Here is a 2589-nt window from a genome sequence, read left to right on the forward strand (position 1 = left end):
GAACGACCCGGCCGTGTTGGCCCCCAGCGAGGTGGGCGCGAAGCGGATGATGTCCTGCGGCGTCACCTGGCCCAGCCCCGGCACGTTCTGCGCCGCGTCCAGGCTCATCAGGATGCTGCCGTTGGGCATGAGATCGAAGGCCACGACGTTGCGGGTGATGCCCACGTCGGAGGCGTCGAAGACCAGCCGCCACGAGCCGGCGGCGTTGTTGCGCACCAGGATGTCGCCCCGCTTGTTGGCCGCGCCGCCCAGCCCGTCCACGCGGGCGCTGACCCACAGGCTCTCGGTGACGGCGGTGAAGTCGTATTCGCCGGTGTTGCACTCCCAATCATCGTCCGTCCACCAGTCGCCATGGACGCGCAAGTAGTACGTCCCATCGGCCGGCAACACGTGCGTGCGATCCAGCAGCGTGCCATCGGGCGCGTAGAGCCAGAAGAAGGTACCCTCGTAGATGTCACGCGGGTAGATGATGGGGAACACGTCCCCGGCCCGCCCCTGGAAGCGATACCAATCCTCGTCGCAGGGGTAGTCATAGGCTGCCTGCACCAACTGGTCGGGGGCGATCAGTTCGGCCCCGGCCTGAGTGTCGTTGGCCGGCTCGTCGCCGGTCAATTGGAGGAGAGAGATTTTATAGCTGGTGGCATAGTCGGCCGGGCCGCCCTTGGCGATGGTGTAGAGGCCGGTCGCCGGCAGGTGGGCGATGCCAATAGTGCTCAGCGCCACGGGCTGCATGGCCGGGTCGTACAGCGTCAGGTTGTCCCACTTCACGCCCCTGCCGTTGGTCAACACCAGCCAGTCGCCAGCCGCGCCGTTGAAGCGGAAGTGGTCAATATCACCTGCGCCCGCTTCGCCCAGCACCGCATCACCATAGGCCAACAGTTGCCCCTGAGCCGGCGTGTCGTTCGGCTCGATTTCGTCTATAGAGGCAATGGGGTCGTCAACGATGGGGTAGAGCTGGACGCGATAGCGCCCGACGCCGGTCGGGTGGGTGGCCGAGCGGACACGCACGTAGTACACGCCATCGGCCGGCAGGGTAAACTCCCAGGTCGGGTAACCGAGTATGGTTCCATCGGCGGCCAGCATCGCCACCTCGGGAACCGGGAAGTTCTCGTCGTAGCTCTCCGGCGCAACGCGCCAGCGCTGGCCGGCCGTTCCTTCCAGGCTGTAGAAGTCCACGTCGCCAGCCGGGCTGATGGCGGCCTGGATGTCGCCCCACGGTGTGGCCGTGGCGCGGCTGTTGTTCGGCTCCCATTCGGTATCCGTCCCGTAAGCGTAGAACTCATAGCCTTGATCGCTGTCAAACGTGCCGGCGCAGGTGCGGAGGCGCGCATAATAAACGCCCGGCGGCAGGGTCAAGGGTGGGAGTAAAATATCCGGCTCGACGCAATCTGCATCCTGGGCCAGCAAGGTCTGCGCGCCGTTGTAGAGCGACAGCTCCACGCGCAACTTCGGCTCCGGCTGCCAGGTCGTCATCGGCACGTAGAGTCGCACCCCGTCCAAAAGAACCGCGTGATCGAACTCCACACGCAGGAAGTCCACGTCGGTAGGCGTCATCAGATACCCTTCGTGGTAATAGTTGATCGGTGTGGCGGTGGCGAAGGTATCATTGGGTTCATCGCCGGGCAGGAACGCCCCGGCGGCTTCGGGCGCTTCCGTCTGCGCCGCCGGAGCGGCCCAGGCGCTCCCGCCGGCGACCAGCGCCAGCAGGAGAACGGTCAATACGATGAGCTTGCGGTACATGAGATTGGCTCCTTCCCAGACCTACGGGGGGTTGCGGCAAACCTCAGCGGTCTGGCGACTCGATACCCTCAGTATAGATCGGCCACCCCCCCGAATAACACCACAAAAAGTTATGTCTTCACTGGAACGCCGACCATAACCGCCCTTGTCGCGCGGGTTGGCAACCCGCCGCTTCGCCCCCAAACGCGGGATACCATCCCGCGCTACAAACCAGGAGCGGCGGGCCCCTCCGCCCGCCGCTCTTCCCTATGCCCTAGCCCCTATTCCCTGGCCCCTAATTCCAGCCCGGCCCATCGGCATAGCCGGTGATCTTGCGCGGGAAGTGCAGGTCGGCCGCCCGCAGGATGATGGACATATCCAGTTCGTCCATGTTGTCAAAGTAGAAATGGAGCCGGGCGTGGATGATGTCGCCGGCCTTGGCGGTCACGTTGCTGTAGCAGCACGCCCGGAAGGTGTAGTCGTTCTCCACCGTCACGAGGTAGTTGTACGCTGAATGCGGCGGCGTGTTGTAGTCGTCGACCAGGGGCAGGAACGCCCCGCGCACGTCTTCCGCGCCCATCTTGGGCAGCAGCGAGCCATCCAGACGCATCAGCCACGTCCCCAGTGTATTCGGCCCCATCTGCGTGGGCACGAACTCGATCAAGTCCTCATCGCGGACGGCCACCGTGCCGCCCAGATGCTTCGGCACGACGCCAGAGCCGGTCAGACTGACCAGCAGCCGGCCGTCCTCGGAGAAAGCGAGGGCGTCGATCTTCTCGCCGGCCGCCGCCAGCCCCACGTCGGAGCCATCGAGCCACAGCGCCAGCGTTCCCTGCGTATTCGCGCCCAGTTGCGCCGGGGTGAAGCGCA

The 2589-nt window shown here is 65.2% G+C and carries 2 pseudogenes; both read right to left on the minus strand.

The features are described 5' to 3' along the window. Positions 1–1740 (minus strand): annotated as a pseudogene (locus ACE3UY_RS19590) (hypothetical protein); the annotation flags it as partial. Between the two features lie 274 nt (positions 1741–2014). Beyond that, a pseudogene (locus ACE3UY_RS19595) lies at positions 2015–2589 on the minus strand (hypothetical protein); the annotation flags it as partial.

This window comes from Promineifilum sp. (SeqCode), assembly GCF_041918635.1.
Taxonomy (GTDB): Bacteria; Chloroflexota; Anaerolineae; order Promineifilales; family Promineifilaceae; genus Promineifilum.